The 21,095-nt window shown below is 65.1% G+C and carries 14 protein-coding genes; 13 read left to right on the forward strand and 1 reads right to left on the reverse strand.

The genetic code is table 11. The features are described 5' to 3' along the window. The first annotated feature begins 705 nt into the window (after positions 1-705). From QZY44_RS13665 to QZY44_RS13715, 11 genes are all read left to right on the forward strand, one after another. On the forward strand, positions 706-954 hold the full coding sequence (locus QZY44_RS13665; protein ID WP_295447104.1) for a hypothetical protein: 249 nt from the start codon (positions 706-708) through the stop codon (positions 952-954). Between the two features lie 1,080 nt (positions 955-2,034). Further along, positions 2,035-2,655: a hypothetical protein gene (locus QZY44_RS13670; RefSeq protein ID WP_295447106.1), complete on the forward strand. Its 621-nt coding sequence runs from the start codon at positions 2,035-2,037 to the stop codon at positions 2,653-2,655. A 175-nt stretch (positions 2,656-2,830) separates the two neighbouring features. Then, entirely contained in the window at positions 2,831-5,848 is a 3,018-nt protein-coding gene (locus QZY44_RS13675) for a DNA-directed RNA polymerase (protein WP_295447107.1), read from the forward strand. A gap of 6 nt (positions 5,849-5,854) precedes the next feature. After that, positions 5,855-7,315: a hypothetical protein gene (locus QZY44_RS13680; protein WP_295447108.1), complete on the forward strand. Its 1,461-nt coding sequence runs from the start codon at positions 5,855-5,857 to the stop codon at positions 7,313-7,315. After that, a complete protein-coding gene (locus tag QZY44_RS13685) occupies positions 7,302-8,204 on the forward strand; it encodes a hypothetical protein (RefSeq protein ID WP_295447110.1) in 903 nt (300 codons plus the stop codon). Before QZY44_RS13680 ends, QZY44_RS13685 begins: the two co-directional genes overlap by 14 nt. 24 nt (positions 8,205-8,228) lie before the next feature. Then, complete coding sequence (locus QZY44_RS13690; protein WP_295447112.1) at positions 8,229-9,869, forward strand: hypothetical protein; 1,641 nt, start codon at positions 8,229-8,231, stop codon at positions 9,867-9,869. A gap of 6 nt (positions 9,870-9,875) precedes the next feature. Continuing rightward, positions 9,876-11,399 (forward strand): hypothetical protein, encoded by a 1,524-nt coding sequence (locus QZY44_RS13695; protein WP_295447114.1) that lies wholly within the window; start codon positions 9,876-9,878, stop codon positions 11,397-11,399. Then, positions 11,392-13,365 carry an RAMP superfamily CRISPR-associated protein gene (locus QZY44_RS13700; protein ID WP_295447116.1) on the forward strand — a complete coding sequence of 658 codons (1,974 nt, stop codon included), beginning with the start codon at positions 11,392-11,394 and terminating at the stop codon, positions 13,363-13,365. Before QZY44_RS13695 ends, QZY44_RS13700 begins: the two co-directional genes overlap by 8 nt. Next, a complete protein-coding gene (locus QZY44_RS13705) occupies positions 13,362-14,684 on the forward strand; it encodes an RAMP superfamily CRISPR-associated protein (RefSeq protein WP_295447118.1) in 1,323 nt (440 codons plus the stop codon). The genes QZY44_RS13700 and QZY44_RS13705 overlap by 4 nt, the downstream gene beginning before the upstream one ends. Continuing rightward, entirely contained in the window at positions 14,681-15,178 is a 498-nt protein-coding gene (locus QZY44_RS13710; protein WP_295447120.1) for a hypothetical protein, read from the forward strand. The genes QZY44_RS13705 and QZY44_RS13710 overlap by 4 nt, the downstream gene beginning before the upstream one ends. Further along, positions 15,171-17,471 carry a TIGR03986 family CRISPR-associated RAMP protein gene (locus tag QZY44_RS13715; RefSeq protein WP_295447122.1) on the forward strand — a complete coding sequence of 767 codons (2,301 nt, stop codon included), beginning with the start codon at positions 15,171-15,173 and terminating at the stop codon, positions 17,469-17,471. Before QZY44_RS13710 ends, QZY44_RS13715 begins: the two co-directional genes overlap by 8 nt. A 104-nt stretch (positions 17,472-17,575) precedes the next feature. Here the strand turns inward: QZY44_RS13715 and QZY44_RS13720 are convergent, their stop codons facing one another. Further along, positions 17,576-18,148 carry a CAP domain-containing protein gene (locus QZY44_RS13720; protein WP_295447124.1) on the reverse strand — a complete coding sequence of 191 codons (573 nt, stop codon included), beginning with the start codon at positions 18,146-18,148 and terminating at the stop codon, positions 17,576-17,578. Between the two features lie 473 nt (positions 18,149-18,621). Here QZY44_RS13720 and QZY44_RS13725 point away from each other — a divergent pair, with 473 nt between their 5' ends. Beyond that, a complete protein-coding gene (locus tag QZY44_RS13725; protein ID WP_295447125.1) occupies positions 18,622-20,367 on the forward strand; it encodes a SulP family inorganic anion transporter in 1,746 nt (581 codons plus the stop codon). Next, on the forward strand, positions 20,364-21,065 hold the full coding sequence (locus QZY44_RS13730; protein WP_295447127.1) for a transposase: 702 nt from the start codon (positions 20,364-20,366) through the stop codon (positions 21,063-21,065). The genes QZY44_RS13725 and QZY44_RS13730 overlap by 4 nt, the downstream gene beginning before the upstream one ends. Positions 21,066-21,095: the final 30 nt, after the last annotated feature.

A 21,095-nucleotide genomic window follows, 5' to 3' on the forward strand; every position in this document is an offset into this window, starting at 1 on the left:
CCCCTCCCCGGCCCTCCCCCACACGGGGGGAGGGAGAGGTGGAGCGCGCTCCCGGCGCGACTTTCACGGTAAAGCCTCGACCTCCAGTGCGAAAAGCTGGAGCAGCGGTGGCAACAATGACCAAGTGCCCGCGCAGAGACACGCCGAAGCCGCTGGCTGACGACCCGGTGCCGCAGGCCGGCGCGGACAGCCGCAAGAGCCAGACGATTTTATGTTGCTTACAACGCGATAGATGCCGATAATCCCCTGACCTAGCGACGGTACGTCAGGTGTTGGGCATGAGCGTCTCTCTATGGATTATTTCAGCCTTCCAGTTCGCCGAACTCGCTCCGGGCGAGTCGCGGCGGGCTGCGTTGCGCCAAGCGGTCCAGGTCTTGCTAGCTGGGACCGGGCTGGGATTTTTATCAAGGTCGTAACGCGCTATTGAAGATGCCGTGCAGAGACACGCTGGAAACGACTCAGTACGCTCTTTCGGGCTGAGGTCGAGCTATTGAAAGCAGCCGTGGAGAGACACGCTGGAAACTCGCGTGAGATCGCCTTATATTTGCGGGTCTGCTATTGAAAGCAGCCGTGCAGAGACACGCTGGAAACGGAGACCGATCCCACTCGACACCGAACACGCTATTGAAAGCAGCCGTGCAGAGACACGCTGGAAACAGACCGAATGCCATGATTGTTCTCCTGCGCTATTGAAAGCAGCCGTGCATGGAGGCCGTGATCATCGTTGCGGCCACTGAGGCATCGGGCGCGAAGCACAGTGTGCCCCGCTGGGAGCGCCGCACCCCAGTGCGGCCCGGCCTCGCCGTAAGCTGCAGCACTGGGGGTGTTTGCGAGGTCTCGCCGCACTGGGGTGCGGCGCTCCCAGACGGCCTGGAGGTCGACCTAAACGCCGGGACGGCCGGCAAGATGATCAAGGCCGAGCAATCAGTGGTGTTTGCACGCCGGACCCGCTAAAGCCTCGACCTCCTGTGTGCTGGTGGCAGGAATGACGATGGTCGTCTTGTGTTGTGCTATGGGAAGCAGCCGTGCAGAGAGGCCGTGCTCATCCCACTGATGCATTAGGCGCGAAGCGCCGCATTCCTGGGAACGCCGCACCCCAGTGAGATGGTAAAAGTATTCGGTACGTATTGCAGTCGTAGCCTGGATGCAGCCGCGGTGGAATCCGTGGCCGGTATATGATCAAGGCTACCCCGGCCATCGCCTCCCGGACCGAACCATCGCGACCCGGAGGACCGCTCTTACCCCGACACTTGAGAATGATTTAACCCATCCGGGCGATGCTTATCAATTGCCAGAAAGAACGTGGGATTTAACCTGGTTTTTGCTCCCAGTTGTACTAGACTTGTTGCATGGCAAGACCGCTTCGCGGCGAACCCCCAGGCGAACTTAACCAGTCCATGCCGCGGATAGATCGCCGCGAGGCCAATTGTCATGGCGACACCCGCAAGGGATTTTAGGAGGGTGCAGAGGCGAGACGCGCCGTCGGGTGGTTCAGCCATGGCGGGTGAAGCTGATGTCGCACCACTGGGGTTTCGCCGGAAGCCGCGCCAGACTGAAATCGTACCAACCGGGCGTGGGGCCGTAGGCGCGGAGAATGGCCCGGCACGGATGAACACCGCGGCGGTACGTCGACAGTCTGTCCGCGCACGTCTGCGCTCTGTAACCGCACCATTCCAAGACTCACCCAAAGCACCATAAGACGAGATATCTCATCGTGTTACATAGGGTTCACATGGTGTTGCGCTCCAACCGTACGGTTGCGCTCTGAAACCGCACGGTTGGACTCTGGAACCACACGTCTGAGCCCCGCCGCCGCACGGTCGAAACCTTCGTCCCTCTGGGTGAGTCTTGGAATGGTACGACTGGATCATGGAATGGTACCGGTGCATCCCGAAATGGCACCCGCGCGTCCTGGAAGGCAATGGCTCCGTTCTGCAATGGTGTGATTCCAGGGCGAACGACCCGCCGCGATCCTGGGCACAGGCGAGGGAGCGCCGCCAGCACTCCAGCATCGTCTGAAAGGAGAATGCCAACATGGCAAAAGTCGATTTTCTCCCCAATAAAGACAGTGACCTCGCGGTTGCGGTGGCGCGTGCCACCTCAACCTTGATGTCTGACTTCCAGACTTATGGGGTCAGGCAAGAGGATGTGACTCCCGTCATCGCAGCAGCCGCGGACTTTGAGGCCAAGATCGCCTTGGCCAGCAAGGCCGCTGCGGCATCCAAGGGGGCGACGACAGAAAAGAACGCCAGTCGTCGTCATCTGGAGCTTGAATTCCGGGCGCTGGTCCGGCAGATCAAGGCGCATCGCGGTTATACCCAGGCACAGGGTGATGTGCTCGGGATCGAAGGGCCTCAACACCTGGTCGATCTCACCGCCGCCAAACCCGACTTGGCCGCGATCGATCAGACCGCCGGTGTGCTCGTCTTGACTTTCACCAAGCGTGAGAGCGACGGCATCAATCTCTACTGTAAACGCGAAGGCGATGAGGACTGGGTCTTGCTGGCCCATGTGATGGCCTCGCCTTTCGTGGATGACCGCCCGTTACTTCATATGGGCGCGCCCGAGTTGCGGCGCTACACCGCGGTATACCGGCTGAAAGACAAGCAGGTCGGGACTTTCAGCGATGATCTGGTTATCGCTTGCGCACCTTAGCTGCCGGGGATGGGCTTGAGTTGTGCTATTGAAAGCAGCCGTGCAGAGAGACGCCGCAGCCGCCGGCTGAAGGGCCGGCGTGGACAGCCGTGAGACCGAGACGGTTTTATGTTGCTTACACCGCGATAGATCCGGATAATCCCCTCACCTAGCGACGGTATGTGAGGTGTTCGGCATGAGCGTCTCTCTATGGATTTCTTCAGCCTCGCAGTTCGGCGAGCTCGCTCCGGGCGAGTCGCGGCAGGGTGCGTTGCGCCAAGCGCTGGCGCAGGCGATCCAGCGTGAGCTGTTCGGAGATGCGGCGGCAGCGGCGGGGCCGTCTTATGACCAGGCGCTGCTCGCGTTCGCGAAGGCGCTGTCCGCGGGGTTCGTCGCGCCGGACTCAAGGCCCGCGGCTCAGAGCTTGTGGGCCGCCCTGTTTCCCGCGAACGTATTGGAGAGCTCCGCCGCCGCGTCGGAGAAAGACGAGGTACCGAAGACGGTCAGCGACGCTTTCTGCCTCGGCGTTCACGCGTTGTGCGCCGCGCTGGCGCTGCAGTGGGTCGAGTCACCGAATGGGGCTGATGACGACACGGCGGAGGACGACCGCGGGGCGGATGACGAAACCCTGACGCCGGGCTCCGCGGGCTGGCAGGCGGATTACCCGCATGTGTTAGGGGCGCTGACCGCCCTGCTGCGACAAGCCGCCTGGCACTGGCTGCGCAATGACCGCACCGACGAGACGGCCAAGGCCGAGGACCTGCGCCTGATCGCGGCCGTCCTGCTCGACACGCTGCTCGCGGTATTGGGCGACTGGTTCGCCGTTCGCACCGGCGAGACCAGGTCCCGGAACGGCCGACCCTATACGCAAAAGTACATTGCACTGCTTCAGCCGGCGCTGGCGCAGCGCATCGAGCGCCTGCTGACCGCGCTGCCCTTCAGGTTCACCGTGCAGCCCTTGAAGCAGCCGGTCGCTTACCGGCCCGGCGACCCGGGTCCGGCGGAGGGCGACGAGCAAAATTATTTCCGCGTCGATCTGATCGGCTACCGCCGCAGCAACGCCTTTCTGCGCCGGCTCCAGGCCGACGCCACCGAGGCAGCGCAGCGCGCGCCGGAGTTCCTGCGCTATGTCGAGGCGGTGAACATCCAGCAGGCGGTACCCTGGCGGATCAACCGCGACCTGTTGCACTGGGCGCGCCGCCTGATCGCGATCGGCGGCGGCAAGGCCGAACCGGACCCCACCGCCAAGGGCGACACGGACGCCCCGGCAGAACTGCGTGCCTGGGTGCATGAAGCGTTCTACGCCCCGGTCAAGTCCGGCACGCGCGCCAAGATCGAGCGTCCCGGCGAATTCCTGGACAGTCCGCTGGCAGACCGCGTGGTCAAGGCGCTATGCCCGGCCGAACCGGACGCCGCGCCGGTGATCTTCTATCTCCCGTGGAAGGCCGATTACCGCGGGCGCATCTATGCGGAGACACCCTGGCTGACGCCTCAGGGCGGAGACCTGCAGCGGGCGCTGTTCGAATTTCCCCGTGGCCGGGTGCTCTCCCCGGCGGGTGTATGCGCACTGCGGCGGCATGGGGCCAATCTCGTGCGGCGCCGGCGCCTGCTGGAGGACCTGAAGATCGCCGGGCGGGAGGTGGTCACTCTGGAGGAGCGCGAGCGCTGGGTGGTGGCGCATGAGGCCGAGATCCTGGCCAGTGCCGGATCGCCGCTGACCGAGCCATTCTGGCGGCAGGTGTCCGGCAAGCCGATGCAATTCCTCGCCTTCTGTCTCGCCTATAGGCAGTGGACGCGGGACCCCGCGGCCCCAGTGCACCTGCCGGTGCAGATCGACGGCACCTGTAATGGCCTGCAGCATATCGCCGCGCTGATGGGCGATGCCGAGCTGGCGCGCGCGGTGAATGTGCTGCCAAGTGCGGATGGCCTGCCGGGGGATATCTACAGTGAGCTGGCCACGGCGGCCGGGGCGGCCCTGGGGTGCCTCCACCTGGGGCGGGGGGATGCCGTGCATCGCCGCGGACTCGAACTGGCCGACGCCTGGCTGGCCGCGTCCCCGCTGCGGCGCGCCTGGGTGAACCGCGAGACCGCGAAGAAGGTGGTGATGACCATCCCGTACGGTGCGAGCCGGGGGGCGCAAGCGCCCCATGTACTCGAGGCGATCGCGGACGCATTCGAGCAACAATGGCTGAAGGCACCACCGGCGCAGTCTGAGCTCGATGAGCTCCTGGCCTGGAAGGAGCAGGACCAGGCCCGCCGCGTCTTCGTCGCCACGAGCACCAAGGGTCTGTTCGCTGCATCGCGCAGGGCGGCCTTTCGCGGCACCGACGAGCTGGCCACGCTCTCGGCAGGCACCGAGTGGCAGCAGAAACGCACCTTTGCCGCCTATGTCGCGCTGGCGATCGTCGGGCATCTGCATGCCGTGCTCGCGGCACGCTATCCCTCGGTCAACGCATTTTCCGGTTGGCTGAAGAAGACCGCCAAAGCCGCCGCGGGCACCAAAGACTGTGCGGGGCTGCCACTGCTGTGGCAGTCTCCGCTCGGTTTCCCGGTCTGCCAGGACAAGTTCGCGCTGAAGGGAACGAGCGCCACCGCGCGTCTCGGGTCGAAGGTGGTACGGATCGACGTGCAGCGGCTGGCTGGCACCGTCGATCCGCTCAAGCAGCAGGACGCCTTGCTGCCCAACCTGATCCATAGCCTGGACGCAACCCACCTGGCAATGACCCTGCTGGACGCCCAAGCACGCGGCCTGACCGAGATCGGCAGTATCCACGACTGTCTGTTGTGCCATCCGAACGACGCCGCGGCCCTGGGCCAGGTGGTGCGGCGCAGCTTCGCCCGCCTCTATCAGCCGGGGCGGCTGGACCTGCCCGACCCGCTGATCCGCTGGCGGGATTGGATGGCCCTGTTGGTGGAGCTGCGGGCCGTGCCCCGGCGCGGGGAGTTGCTGGCCGCGCTGAACTACCCGGGCGAGCAGGCCGAACGCGATCTCGATCACGACGCCGGGCGCGGGGACCGGGACGCCACCAGGGTCAAAGACGTGCTGGCGGCCATCCGCCGCCGTGATCCGTCCGAGCGCTTTCTCGCGCGCATGCTGCTCGAATACGCCGTCGGCATGCCCACGCCGGAAAAGGCGCCGCTGATGCCGGAACCACCCGGTGAAGCGGCACTACGCCTGGGCGACGGCACCATTTCCGATTATTTTTTCTCCTGAACGACCATGGCCAAGCACCCGACCCGCCTCGTACTCTCATTCATCGGCAAGACCGATCTGGACTTCCTTGAGCCCCAGGGCGACAACCTCAGTCCTATCCGGCGCCTGTTGCGGGGGCTTGCCTCGCTTCAACCCCACATACCGCCGGCCCGCACGCGCCTCTTGCTGCTTGACGACGACCGTGCCGGCAGGAGTGATCGCGCCCACTTCTGCGAGGCCCTGCGTGGCCAGGTGCCGGGGCTCGGGCTGGACGGGCTCACGGTCGAGCGCCACGCGGTCGTGCTACCCGACGGGCCGACCGATCTGAACGCGCTCTACGAACAGGTGTGGGCGGCCATCCCGATCTCTGGACCCGAGCGGGCCGACGAGATCGTCTTTCACGTCAGTTCGGGCACCTGGGCGATGCAATCCACCTTGCTGCTCGCCGCCAACTGCCTGCGGCTGGACAAGGTGCGGCTGATCGAGACCTCGCGCGAGCAAGGTGTGCGCGAAGTGCGCCCGCCCTATGTGCTGGCGGCACGCGACCGACGGCTTAATGAGCGAACGCGTGGAACAGTGCCGCTGTCCGACAAGGCGCGACGGACGCTGCTGCCCGATACCATCGTAGACGACCCGCCGGTGCAGGCCGCCTACGCGGCGCTCCACAAGGCGGCCAGCAACCGGAAATTACCCCAGCGGCTGGTGGTGCAGGGGCCGGCGGGCAGCGGCAAATGGCATGCCTGCCGGCAATTTGCCATCTGGCGCGGGGGCGACGTGGCCCATTGGCTGGAGCCGGCGGCGCCCCCTGAGTTGCCGGCGGGAGCCACCCTGCTGATCCACCGTCTGGACACCTGGCCGCCGGCGGCCTTGCGTGGCCTGGCGCTGCTCGCCGCCGAGCGGCCCGATATGGCCGTTGCGGCCACGTTCCGGACCGATCGGCCGCCGGCCGTCCCGTTGGCGGTGCTGGTACGCGATGGGCTCCGGGGGGCGGCCCACGTCGAACTCCCGGCGCTGGGCTCCCGCGCGGATGTCGTCGAGCTCGGCGAGGCCCTGGTCCGGCAATTGGGTGCGCTCGATGGCAAGGTCAAAGAGCGCCTCCAGTATGAGCTGTTGACTGATCTCTACCCCCACAATCTGCACGACCTCAAGTCGCTGCTGGCCACGACCGCCGTCCGCAGTCCGGGTGCGCACCCGCAGCGGACGGCCTATGTGCAGGCCAAACAGCTGCGGGACACGCGGGAACTGCTCGCGGAGGCGTGCCAGGTGTTGGCCGGAATGGACTTCGGACCGAACCGGCACACACTGGACAATGTATTGAAGGTGATCCGCACCGTCATCGTCCGCCGCGCGGTGGCCGAGGGACGCAGCCAGAAGGAGGTTGGCGAGTTGCTGGGCATCAGCCCGCAGACGGTCTCGGCGATTCTCAATGCACCGCTCGATCTGCGCGGCTGGAGCACGGTGGTGGAGGGGTTGGATGGGCCGCCCTGAGCACATCCCCGAAGTGCGCGGGGCGCGCGATCTGGCGGCCTTGTGGCGTGACCTGCCCGCGGGGGTGCTGCGCTATCCCGCCGGCGCCTTGCCACCTGGCCTCGGACTGACGGTTCTTAGCGACACCCTGCGGTCGCGGGCCTGGCTGGAGCATTGTGCCGCTGGTGTGGATCAGATCTGCGCCAAGTCAGGCCACTCCTGCGCTCAGCCCGACGGCCGCTGCCGCGCCGATGCACTGTTTCCCGTGAATATCGGGGGAGGTGCGCTGAAATGGCGGATGGCCACGCTCTCGGTACAGTGGCGGCCCACCCTGGGAGAACTTCGGCTCGTCGCGCTTGGAGCAACCGCCCGCCGTGCGCTCGGCTGGGCGGCGCGCTGCCTGCGTGAGCGCCATCGCCTCAATGGGGCAAGACCACTCGCCGTCGCGACGCTCGCCGACCTGGAGCTCACCGGTGCCACGCGCTGGCACTTGGCATTCGTCACCCCGTGGCTGGTGCGCAAGAACGCCCGCTCGGCGATCCTGAGTCCCGATGCCGCCGCGGTGGCGCATGAACTGTGCAAGGCCATGCGCACCCGTGCCCACAAGCTGACCGCCCTGTGCGCACAAGAGGGGGTCTGGCAGCGTTTGGGCGGGCACCTCGCCCACCATGTCGCCGATGCCTTGTTGCCGAAAGGGCTACGCGTCGAGCAAGTGGATATCGAAGCAACGCCGCTGGCGATGGGCAGCCGTGGCAACGCTTGCGTCTTCGAGTCGTTGACCTGGAGCGGCCACGCCATCCTGAGTGTGGACGCGGCCGTGCTGCCCTGGTTGAGCCTGCTTGCGACCTGCGGTGGCGGCGAGAACGCCGATAAGGGCTTTGGCGGGATCGAGTTGATCCCACTGCAATGAACTGTCTGTCTGGAGGGGATAAAGATGGCTTGGTTGTGGATCATCTCGGTCGGTGTGAGCGACGTGCAGTTTCCGGTCTGGAGCAAGGACGACTACGGCCAGTGGATCGGTCCGCAGCGCTTCGAGGTCGGGCGGGCGGGCGTGCGCGCCGTGCATGAAGGGCTGCTGGCCCTGATGCGCCACGGGCAGGTCCGGTTCGACAATACCCTGCCCAAGGCCATCAACCGCGACCTGGCGCGTGAGCTGCGGCTCGTATTCGAGCAGGAGGGCGAGGACTTTCTGGCATCGATCCAGCACCTCCGGCACACCCAGGACCCGGCTTACCGCATCTGCGGCCAGGCGGACACGCTACCGAACCAAGGCGAGACGCAACTGCCACTTTACTGTCCGAAGGTGGAGGCGCTGCTGCCCGTCGCACGCGAAACATTCGCCGGCAACCCAGTCACCGTCCTCGTACTGAATACCCGCCGCGCGGACGGTTTCACGGAGGCCCCGTGGGAACCCGTTGGCTCCGGTCCACTCGTGGCGAAATGCCTGGCGGAGCGGCTTGGGCTGGACTGGGTCGACGGTCAGGGCCAGGTGCCGGGGCGACTCGTGCCAGGCACCAGCACCTGGGTGGACATCCTGGCCGGTGACGAGGCGATGGAAGACAGCTCCGCGCAGGAGCAGGTGGTGAGCCGCCTGAGCGCCGCCATCCAGGCCTGGAACCCGGCCCCCGGCGCCGCCCGGCAGATCGCGGTGACCACCAGCGGCGGTATGCCGCCGCTCAAGCCGCTCATCGAGCGGGTGCCCGCCACCTGCGTCGGTCAATCCAATGTCAGTCTGCTCGACCAGCCGGAGCGCGGGCCGGCCACGGCGGCCCCGTTGAACTACGACACCCGCGTGGCGGAACGGGAGACGCTGCGCTTTCACTGTGCCGAGGCACTGCGCAATGGCGAGTACGCGGGTGCCTATGGTTTGGCGAGCCGGGCCGCGAATCTGCCGTGGGCGAGGCAGGTCCGCGACGGGCTGGGGCCGCTGCTGGAGCTCTCGGGCACCCGCTTGACTATCAAAGGTCGCCAACTTCCACCCTTCGCCCTGACGGCCTGCCAGATCGAGGTCTTCCTGTGTATGGGAGATGTCGCCGGGGCGTTGAAACGGCTGGCTACGCTCATTGAATCGTCAACTTGGGAGCTGATCGCAGGGGACGCCCGCATCCGTGAACTCGGATTGCAACCGGACCGCGGTTATGACTGTCTGGTGGGCGCCTTGCTCCCGGAGCACATCTTATTTACTGAGGGGCTCCTTGAACGAAACTCCAAGGGGCGGGACCACCATCGCGTGCGTAGGTTGATGTGGAGCTGGCCTCACTGGCTCAAACAACGCGTCGGCGGACAATCAAGCGCGGCCAAAGCGCTTGACGAGATGCGGCTGGCTTACAATGGCGAGCCGCAAAGATTCAGGAATCTTCTCGTGCATGGCCCAAGTGAACTTGTCGATCTGGACGACGTTAAGCGGTGCATGAAAAATTCCGGATTGATCGATGCCGTCGACAAACCGTTCGGACAGAATTTTCTCTCCGCTACCAAGGCGTCAAGCCTGTTGACTGCTCTCGGGGAGACTGACCTGACTGCGGCCGTCTCAGGACATTTGAAGGACGTATTGAACCGGGTGATCGAGGGATAAATGGCCATGGTCAAGCTCGAAATCAGTCTCAAGCGTGTGCAGACCTTCATTTTCGAGGTGCCACGACTCAGGGCCATGCTCGGCGCCAATGCCCTGATCGGGCAGACGATGCGACACGAATTACCCAAGTTGATCGGTTCAAGGGGGAAGCCTCTGGACTGGCCAGCGGGCTTGGGCGAAGAGTATCCGGATGACCCCCTGCACGCGACCGTCGATCCAGACGATCCGGCCGCACTCTATGGCAAGGGCATCCTCGCCCGCGACGGCGGGCATTTCATCGCGGTCTTCGAGAACGAGCCGGCGGCCCGGGACTTCCTGCATGCAGCGGAAGAGCAATTGGCGCAACGGCTGCCCGGTGTGCTCTACGAGGTGAGCCTCGAACGGAAAGCCGGTCCGCGGGAGACCCAGTTGATGGACCTGCCCGTATTGCAGGTCTGCCAGGAGACCGGCAGAGGGCCGGCATCGGAACAGGAAAAGGAACGCTGGCAGGCGCGCTCGGTCACGCATCGCCAGCAGTGGGGGGACAGGTTCTACGCGGGCGGCACCAAGGACATCATCGGCCTGATGCGCTCCGCCCTCTATCCGGACAAGGCCCGGCATTGGAGCGAACCGGATGACCTGGCGCAGCTCGCCGCCGGCGGCTATCTGGCGCTCATCCACGCCGACGGCAACGGCATTGGTAAGCGCTATAACGCGTGGAAGAAAAAGGCACCGAGCGACGACCCGATCGACCAGGAGGCCCACGGCGAGGCCTTCTTCCACAGTATGCGCGTTGCCGTACGCCGGGCCGTGGTGGCCGCCCTGACCGGCACCTTCACCACGCAGAACGGGAAGCGCCCCTATGAGATCCTGATGCTTGGCGGCGACGACCTGCTGTTGCTCTGCCGGGCCAATCAGGCGCTCGAATTCGGCGAGCGCTATGCCCGCGAACTCACCGAGTATCGACTGGCCGACGGCCCGCCCCTGAATGTAGCGATCGGCATCGCCATCGCGCAGCAGAGCTATCCGCTGCATCGGCTGCACGAATTGGCGGAGAGCCTGGCCTCCAGTGCCAAGCGGCTCTATCGGGCACTGCCCGATGCCGACAAGACCTCCGTCATCGATTGGCAGGTGGTCACCCCCTCATGGTTCGAGGGGGTCGCCGAGGCCCGTCGGCAGGGGGAGCAAGTGGCTTATACCGTCGGCGACAAGGAAGAGACCCTGCTCCTGACCGGCCGGCCCTATCGGGTCTCTGGTGCGGGCGGTCTCGAAGGTCTGAGTACCGCGGCCCGCAGACTCGACGCCCGCGAGGAAGGCAAGGCGGCACGCTCGCCACTGCGCGGTCTGCGCGGCGCCTGCGAGGGTGGCCGGCTGATGGGAGAAATGGCCTTCGCCAGACTCCCGAAAGACGTTCAAACGCAATTGGGCTGGGCCGAGGGAAAGCTCTGGGAACCCCTTGGAGTAGGCAGCGGCGCGATGTACGCGACCCGTGCACTCGACATCATCGGTATCCGTGAGATCGCCGGCCTCGGGAGCAAGAAAAATGACTGAGCTAGCCGCATCGCCACTGTTCATCCGGCTCGAGGTCGAGGCGCTCGAGGACCTGCATACCGGCACCGGCACCGGCAGCGGCGACATCGATGCGCTGGTGCAGCGTGACCGCCATGGTCGGCCAGTGATCCGTGTGAGTCACTTCAAGGGACTCCTGCGCGAGGCCGGCATGGACCTGGTCTCCTTCGGTAAGGCAACGAAAGAGGAGTTGAACCATCTGCTCGGAACGCCGGGCAGCACCCGGGGCGCCCTGCGCATGACCTCCTTGCGCGTGAGCGCAGGTGGCGCGACCTTGGTCTGGGGTTCGACCAAGCGCGTCGATGGCGGTCGCGCCCCGGAGGAGGATACGCTGCGCTTTGTCGAACACGTGGCGGCGGGTACGCGTTTCCTTGCCCAGTTGCGGCTGGCGGATGCCAGCCTCCAACCGTTGCTCGAGCGCCTGCTGAACCGCGTCGACCGCATCGGCGGTGAGCGCAACCGCGGCAGCGGGCTGGTGAAGCTCGATTGGCAGCCGATCACCATCAACCCCGGCCAGTCACTGACAAACGCCACCGGCACGCGCCTGCGCCTCGTACTGCGCAATCTGGAGCCACTGTGTCTGCCGGCCACCGGGCATCCCGGCAACCTGATCCGCAGCCACTCCTTCATCCGCGGTCAGACGCTGCGGGGGGCGCTGATCGCCTGGGCGATCCACAACGGTCGGCCGGACAGTCTGGCGCTATTCGAGCGGGTGTCGGTGGGCGATGCGTTGCCATTGCCTGAAGGCACCTCGGTGGTCGATACCGTCCTCCCTATCCCGCTGTCCATCCTGACTGAAAAGCCGCGGGCCGATGGCCCGGACATCCCCTGGTGGGCCGGCCGGTCCCCTGCCGCCCCGGAGTTCGACCGCCTCGACAAGGAGCCGATGACGGACGAAAAGCCCAAGCGTCCCGGGGCGCACGAGTATCTGTGCCGCTCCGGGGACACCGGACCCTGGTTGCGCTATAACCCGACGATGAGCGTGCGGTTGCGCAATGCGACCCCGGAGCGTGACTCGGGCAAAGATGCCAACCTGTTCAGCATGGAAGAGATCGCTGAGGACACCCGCTTCCAGGCAGAATTGCGCTTTGACGATGAGGCGACCGCCCGGGATTTCCTCGGTGCCTTCGCGCCGCTGCTCTGCGGTGGCGATTGGCTGGGGATCGGCCGGGCCGGACAGCCGGCGATCGTCGAGTCGGTTGGCGTGGTCCAGGGGCAAGACCCCGGGACCACGACCTTCACCGACGACTGGACACTCACCCTGGTGAGCGATCTGATCGTCCGCGGGGAGTCCCTGGGCTTTCTCGATGATCTCGATATCGATCGGCTGTGCGCCTTGGCCGGGGTCGAGCAACAGGCGGCCTGGGTGATTGATAAGAAGGCGGTCGAGTCGGAGGCGATTCACGGCTTCAACGCCGTCAGCGGATTGCAGCGTGCCCCGGCCCTGGCACTGCGTCGGGGCTCGTGCTGGCGCATCAAGGGACCCGGCAGCGCGATGCTCGCCAGGTTGCTCGCCGACAAGTCGGCCCTCGGCGAACGCGTGCGCGAGGGTTGCGGGCGGTTTCTGATCGATGCGCAGCCGGTTGCGGAGATCGGCAGGCGTAAGCCACCGAAGGCCGATCCGCCCACGAACCGGAGGGAGGAACTGCTTGCAATTGCCCGCCAACTGTCAGGCAAGATCAAGACCGGGGGTCCCAGCCTGAGCCAGTTGCAATGGTTGAGGGAGCGTGCCCTGGCCGCGGAGACTGACGGTCAATTGGATGCCTTGTTGAATGAAATCACCACCGCTCCGCAGCGCCGTCCGCAAGGGGGCAAGGCGTGGAGCGCCTTCCAACCTTTGAAGCTGAAAGAGGAGCTCGGACGGCTCAGCAATCCGGGCGAGAAGCGCCAACTGATCTCCTACCTGGTCCAATGGCGCGTCCCATTCGAGAAGGAGAATCGCGGATGAACGGTGACTATCGGACCCTATTCGTTGGCACCTTGGTGCAGGAGTCCTTCCTGAGCGTCGGCGGCACCGATGACCCTGACACGACCGTGGACAGCCCTTTTTGCCGGAATGGCTTGGGCCGCCCGACGCTGCGCGGCACCGGCCTGGCCGGCGCCCTGATCGCGACCCTGCGCCGGTCGCTGGGGAGTCAGGTTCCCCTGACCATCTCCGGCAGCCAGGATGGTCGCCAACCATCGGTCTGGCGTTTCTTCAATAGCCATCCGGCGGCCGGGACCAGGCCGGCCTATCGGCAGCACGTCGCCATCGACTCGCGCACCGGCGCGGCGGCCACCGGTGCGCTGTTCAATGTGGAGACCCTCCCCCCCGGGACCCGCTGGCCCTTCCTGCTCGAAGTGGATACCAGGCGCGACCCGGACGCGGCGCAGCAGGCACGGGAGGCGCTTGGCCACTGGGCCGCCGGTCGCTGCCTGCTGGGCCGCGAGGTGGCGCGCGGCCTCGGCTGGATGCGGCTGGACGACCTGTATGAATATCGGCTGACTGACGCGTCTCTCGATACCTGGCCCTGCGCCAAAGCGGCCGATGATTATCCGGCCTATATCGAAAAGCATTTCTCGTCGCTGCGTGAGCGGGTCGATGCAACGGCGGGCCAACTGCCAGGTTGGATCGAGATCACCGGCTCGGTGAGCGCCGGAGCGCACGAGGACGATTACGGCATCGACAGCCTGTCGATCGGCGGTCATGCCACCGAGGAACTGGCGGCCGCCTGGGACGAGCGTTTTCTCGCGCCCGACGGGCAGAAAGACCCGGCGGAGGCGTTCGACCCTGACTTTGCCATCGTCACCTTTGAGCAACGAGACGCCGATCAGAAGGTCAGGCGCCTGCCCTACATCCCCGGGTCCAGCCTGCGCGGCCCGCTGCGCCATGCCCTGGAAAGATTGCTGAGGGCACGGGGGGAGGATGACCCGCAGGTGGTCAAGACTTTGTTCGGGACCGTTGAGAAAGGCGCAAAGCTGCTGATCAGGGACGCACTTCCCGAGGAAGGTCCGGTTCAGCTTGCCTGGCTCCAGCATCACGCCGAGGACGAGTTCGCGGGCGGTGCATACGGCTCCGCCAAGTTCGACCGGGTGGCGGTAATGCATGGGAGCTTCGCCTGGAAGATGGTGATCGAAGGCGCCGACCCCGGGGAGCGAGCGGCACTGAAGGACCTGCTCGACTTGGCCAAAGCGGGACAGATTGGCATAGGCGGCAGCCAGTGGCGCGGCCATGGCTGGCTGCGTTGGACGATCCCCGACCTCAGCTTGCTGGAGGAACTGAAATGACTGAGAGCCAGTGCATACTCGTCGTCAGCCACGGCACGGAAGAGTTCCGCGGTGTTGCCGACTTCATCAAAGAGAAGGGGCAGGAAGACACGCCGCTGCTGGCGTGGGCCGACCCGGACCCGCTTAGCGTCGACGTGACGAACGACACGGGCCGCCGCAGCGGCTTTGAGCCCTTGGTCCGCGGGATGCCGCCATGGCTCGCTGACCTGCCGCTCGCCGAGGCACGTCTGTTCTGGGCCACATCGGCGCTGCATGTCGTTGCCCGCGATGGGGGCGGCTGTGTCTGGGCGCGGATCGAAGAGCATACCGAAGGCCGCAGTGAATCCCGTGTCGCGTGCTCGAAAATGCCAGTTCATACCCTGCGCGACCTCCACCGTTTCGGCTTGGAGCACGGATCGGCCATTAAGGAATTGTTTGCCGTCGAATATCGGCAACAGGGCCGGCTCGTCGCATGGCGTCTGACCATCAAGCCACAGGAGCATACCGATGCCTAAGGGTACCATCAAGAAACTGCATGCCGATAACGGCTTCGGTTTTATCCGCTCAGCAGACCGCCCCGAAGAGTATTTTTTTCACTGCAGCGGTGTTGCCCGTGGGCATCGATTCGACGGTCTGCAGGAAGGGAATGCCGTTGAATTTCAGTTGCGTCCCGGCCGGAAGCCGGGACAGCAAGAGGCGTTCGACGTCAAGCCGGCTGGGACCATATCGACCGCTTCTCCGGGAGCGTCGCCGCCGGGGAATCGTGAGATGCAGGCTAACGCGCGCACCGTGCTGCCCTATGGGTTTGTCCACATAGACCTGGGTCAAACGGTAACCGGGGCACCTGTCTGGCACGATGGCTCCAGCGGCGGTGATCTGCTCAGCGGCGAAATCCTTTGCGAGCTCGAAGCCCTGACGCCGCTGCTGCCCGGTAATATGAGGTACGAGGTCGGTCATGCAGATCGGGAAAAGCTCGATAAACATGCCTTCGGTGCCCTGGATAAGAAGAAACAGGTCGCGGAGCCGCTGCGCCTGCCCGACGGTCGCGTAGTCATTGCCGGCACCGCGTTGAAGGGTATGATTCGCCACAGCCTGGGCGCGTTGACTGCGGCGCCGATGGAGCGGGTGGCAGAGCACCACTTCAGCTACCGCCCGAATCTCGATTTTAATAAATTCGGTGTCAAGGAAAAGTACGTGGTCCGCCCGGCACTGGTGAGTGCACATAAGAATGGCGGATGGGAAATCGAGGTATTCGCCGATGCACGTGACGCGTTATTTGTCCGAAAAGAGGCGGAGGCCATTATCCGCTGTGCGTCATCCAACGGCATCATCTCAGGGCAGATCAAGGGGGTTGAACGGGAAAGGAATCATCTGATCCGGTCAAGCGCGTCCGTGCCCCTCAACCATCGCCTTGCGATCTATAGGGGCGGAATCGACGGAGAAGGTCTTCTGGCGGCGGCTTTCCAAAAAAGGGACAACGAAGACGCCAAGGGTCGTTATGTTTGCAAGAAACATGACCCGACGAATTGTCGGGGTCCCTTCACCTATGACCTGGCTCTGGTTCCTCACCAAGCCGCTTGTCGGCTGGAACTCACGGCCCAGCTATATCAGCGCTATCTGCGGGATCAGGATAAGGTCCTGGCGGACAACAAAGTCGGTCATTTGACTGCACATCCTCTGGATGTCGAGGTCGAGCAGGTTGCCAAGAGCGTAAAGAAGCACGCCGAATTTTCACCCGGACAACTCATCTATGTGGAACTTGAGACCAACGCCGCGGGTAAGGTCACGAAAGACTCCAAGGTGGTCTCCTGCGGGCACCATTTTCGTTACCGTTGGGCGTACACCTCATCGGTACGTAAGCGAAATGGACCGCGTGCCTGCCTGACGCCAATGGCATGCGAACAGCTACCGGTCGGCGCGCAGGAGTGCAAAGACATCGCACCAGAGGAACTGACCGGAGCGAGACTGCTATTCGGCTATGTCCATGACAATGATACGAACCGGATCGGCAAAGGTGTATTCGAGCGCCTCGCCGGCCGGATCGCGTTCAACCACGCAGTGAGCGAATTCCTCGGCGAGGCAAGCAACGGCTATTGCATACCATTGAAAATCCTTGGCCAGCCTAAACCATCGGCGTGGGAGATGTATCTTCGTCAACCCGAAGAAAATAAAGCCCTGGTGACCTACGGCGATCATCCGAATGATGCTGGTGGGGAGCTCGCCGGACGCAAGTTTTACCGGCATCAGGCAACCGTCGCGACCAAGGATATCGAGGCAAGCGGCGACGACATCACATCCGATCAGTCCACCCTGGCCCGTTTCATCTGCGCGCCCCAGACCAGGTTCAAGTTCGCCATCCGGTTCGCGCGCTTACGCGCTTGGGAGCTGGGCGCATTGCTGGCAGTGCTACAGCCCCATCTGCTCAAAGTGGGGGCGAAGGCGGAACACTATGCCCATAAGCTCGGACTCGGCCGGCCGCTGGGAATGGGCAGCGTACGCATCACGCCAGATCGGCTGCGGGTGCGGCTGGAGAAGGACATCGGATTTCTCAGCGACGATGAACGAAATAGGTCCGTGGAAAAGGCGCTCAAGGACCTGAATGAAAAGGTTACACGCGCACAGATAGACGCCTGGCTTGCGGCGCATGAGTTCGCGGACCGTGGTCGACTCGGATACCCCGTCGATCCGACCGCGCTAACGACATATGCGTGGCACACCAATGTGCGTCGTGAATACAGCAAATTGAGACGGGAAGAGGGAGCAGATTGGCGCCGCTTATCAAGTAAGATACGCGATGCAAAAGGCTAGGTCTGTGTCGTGATAGCGTTGACCGGCCGGTCTGTTTATGAGGGAGTTTCTGTTTTCTGTCGCGCCGCGCTTGTTTTGCACCCGCTGGCCGGAAAGGCCCGCGCTCAATAAGGCGGCCGGCCGATGATATTCCCGGCCGGGCGGTACTGACACACCCACACCTGTTCATCATTGGCGCAGACGCGATAGGCGCAACCGACCTGGGTGGTCGCACGCCAGACCATCTGGGTGTAGTGCCCGCAGACCTGGCCCGCGGCGCAGTCGTTGGTCGCGGGCCGATAAAAGCGCCGTTCCCCGGCCCAGGAGCCAGCCACCTTTTCAGGCTCGATCGACTGCGGCTGTTGACGACCGTCGGAGAAGCGCAGTGGACTGGCCCAGTAGAGGTTTTCACCCAGGGGGCCGGCACTGTGCTTCATGGCGCACCCATTGCGGGTGGCCAGCGTATCCGCCCACTCCTGGGCGCTACCCGCCAGTGCGGCAGACCATTGCAGCGGCGCCACCCCGACCTCGGCACGCACCCGGTTATGGGCGGCCAGCATGGCGTCGCGCGGCACTGCTTCGGCCTGGAGGGCGAGTGGCGGCATGGCCAGCGCGAGGCACAGGGCAGCGGCGAGACGCGGGCGCAGTCGGTGCGCGGCCCGGCGACCAGGAACACTCGTAACGATTGGATAGGTCATTGCTATAGTCCACCTTATTGGTAAGCGACGCCGCCCTTGCTCGTCGTTCCAGCCACCAGCAGACAGGTCGAGGCTTAAGCCGGTCGACATCGGATCTGCGCGACCCTGGTCCGGCTAACGGCCATGGCAGCAAGACCAGCCACCGGGGACGATGAAATTCCCCGTGGGAGCGGCTTCAGCCGCGACGAGGCCATGGTAGCTTGCGAGGTTGCGTCGCGGCTGAAGCCGCTCCCACCGGGTTCCAGCCTGACTTTCACGGTAGAACGTCAAGGTGGCGACCCGCCTTCGGCCATCCTAGCCAGAGCGTGACCACCCGGCAACGTAAACCCGCGTGCAAGTCGCGGACTGAAGCCTCATCCGCGGTGTGCAGATCCGGTGCGGCGTTCCCCAGCGGCCAAATCCGCTTGCCACCACCAGCTGCTCCCGGAAGAATCGCGTCACCCGTTGACATCAAGAGGCCGAGCACACAAACCATGAACACGACGCCCGGACCGCCCTGGCTGGAGACGCTCGGGCGCTGGGCGCCCGGGGTGACGACGCTCGCACGCTACCGGCCCCGGGACCTGCCCCATGACCTGATCGCCGGACTGTCGGTGGCCGCGGTGGCCCTGCCGGTGGGGGTGGCCTATGCGCAGCTCGCCGGGTTCGATCCGGTGATCGGGCTGTATTCCAGCATGTTGCCCCTGCTGGTCTATGCGCTGTTCGGCACCTCCCGCCAATTGGTGGTGGGGCCGGACGCGGCCACCTGCGCCCTGATCGCGGCCAGCGTGGCCCCGCTGGCCGGGGGCGACCCGGCGCTGTATCTGTCGCTCTCCATGGCGCTCACCCTGGTCGCGGGGGTGCTCTGCATCGCCGCCAGCCAATTGCGCCTGGGGGCGCTGGCGGACTTTCTCTCCCGCCCCATCCTGGTGGGCTTCTTAAACGGCATTGCACTGCACATCATCCTCGGTCAGGTCGGTAAGCTCTGCGGCCTCACGCTCGACGCCCCGGGCATCATCCCGCGGACGCTGGAGTTCCTCCATCAGTTCGGCGCCACCCACTGGCCGACCCTGGCCCTGTCCGCCGCCACCGGGGCCGTGCTGATCCTTTTGCCCCGCTGGCTGCCACGCCTGCCGGTGGCCCTGGTCGCCATCGTCGCGGCCGCACTGGTGGTCGCGCTGGGCGGCCTGGACGCCCAGGGGGTCGCGGTGGTCGGCGCGGTACCGGCCGGTCTGCCGGCCTTCGGCCTGCCGGCGTTCCCGCTCGACCTGGCCCCTGAGATCCTGGCCAGCGCGGCCGGTATCGCCCTGATGAGCTTCACCAGCACCATGCTGACCGCCCGCAGCTTTGCGGCCAAGAACCACTACGAGATCGACGTCGACCGTGAATTCACCGCCTTGGGCGCGGCCAATATCGCCTCGGCCCTCACCCAGGGCTTTGCGATCAGCGGCGCGGACTCGCGCACCGCCATGAGCGACGCGGCCGGCGGGCGCACCCAGCTCACCGGCATCGTCTCGGCGGCGGTGATCGCCCTGGTGCTGGTCTTTCTCACCGAGCCACTGCGGTTTGTCCCGATCGCCGCGCTGGCCGCCGTGCTGATCAAGGCCTCGGTCTCCCTGATGGACTTCGCCTCACTCAAGCGCTTCTGGCGCCTGGACAGACACGAACTGGGCCTGTGCCTGCTCGCGACCTTTGGGGTGGTCTGGGTGGGGGCCATCAATGCCATCCTGATCTGCGTGGTCCTGGCCCTGCTGCGCTTCGTGAAATCCACCGCGCGACCCCGGGTGGCGCAACTGGGGTTGATCAAAGGGCAGGCCGGTTTCCATGACACGGACGAGGAGCCGGCCGCCCAGACCATCCCCGGGCTGGTGCTGTGGCGCTTCCACTCCGCGCTGGTCTTCTTCAACGCCCCCTATTTCAAGCGTGAGGCACTCAAGGCCATCACCGCGGGCGGGCCGGCGCTCAAGTGGTTCGTGCTCGACATCCTGCCCATCACCGACATGGACGTGACTGGGCTGGACGCACTCCAGGAGGTGCGCGACGAGCTGCACCTGCGCGGTGCCGAGTTGGTGATCGCCGGCCAGGGCCGGGCGGTCATGCGCGAACTGGACCGGCTGCAACTCCCGCAGGACTTCCTGGCGGACCGTTATCTGCCGACCCTGCGGCAGGCGCTTCGCACCTACCGGGCGGAACTGGGGGGCGGAGCGGCAACGCCCGCGAAAAGCGGGGACATGCGATGACGATCGCAAGCACCCCCGGGAGCGCCGCACCCCAGTGCGGCGAACCTCCCAGCCGGGATGCGCTCGCAGCAAAAAAAGCGCCCCCCAAGCCCCGCGGCTGGTACTCCCGCGGCTACCTCCCCCACTGCGACTCCTCCCAGGTCATCCAGTCGATCGCCTACCGCCTGAACGACTCACTCCCCACCCAAGTCCTGGAGCGCATGCAAGCCGACATCCGCCGCGAGATCACCGATCCCAAGACCCGTGACAGCGCAGTGCGCCGGCTGATCGAGGACTATCTCGACGCCGGCCACGGTTCCTGCATCCTGCGCGAACCAGCGGTGGCCGAATGCATCCTCGACACCTGGCTGCACTTCGACGGCACCCGCTACCGCCTGTTGGAATGGGTGGTAATGCCCAATCACTGCCTTGTACTCATCGAATCCCTGCCGGGGATCGCCTTGGCGACCATCGTCTTGTCCTGGAAGAATTTCACGGCGCGGTTCATCAACCGCTTGCGCAGTCCCAGCGGGGCGGGCACAGCGGTCCATGGGCGGGTCTGGGAGCGCGACTATTGGGACCGCTACATCCGCAATGACCAACACCTGGCCGCGGCGCGGCATTACATCCGGATGAATCCGGTGAAGGCGGGGTTGGTCAAGACACCGGAGGACTGGCCCTGGGGAAGTGCCGGAATGGGCTTCACCGGCGAACCTTAGCCGGGAGCGCCGCACCGCAGTGCGGCCCGC

Origin of the sequence: uncultured Thiodictyon sp. (assembly GCA_903837595.1) — a bacterium.
Classification (GTDB): domain Bacteria; phylum Pseudomonadota; class Gammaproteobacteria; order Chromatiales; family Chromatiaceae; genus Thiodictyon.